General features: G+C 60.3%; 1 pseudogene. It reads left to right on the plus strand.

Going from position 1 to position 277, the window contains the following annotated elements:
* Positions 1 to 49: 49 nt before the first annotated feature.
* Positions 50 to 277 (plus strand): annotated as a pseudogene (locus tag ACZ3GY_RS23860) (DUF2130 domain-containing protein); the annotation flags it as partial.

Here is a 277-nt window from a genome sequence, read left to right on the forward strand (position 1 = left end):
TGATCCGTTAAGCTAGCGGCCATTCGTCAAGAACAGGATCCGAACAGCCATGCACGACATCATCTGCCCCCACTGCGGCAAAGCCTTCAAGATCGATGAAGCCGGTTACGCCGACATCCTCTCGCAAGTGCGCGACAGCGCCTTCGAGCAGCAATTGCATGAGCGTCTGGAACTGGCCGAGCAGGACAAGCGCAACGCCATCGAACTGGCACGCGCCAAGTCCGAAGCCGAGTTGCAGAAGGCGGCCGCGGCGCGCGATGCCGAGATCCAGGAATTG

The organism is Pseudomonas sp. PME37.24/006, from assembly GCF_055556635.1.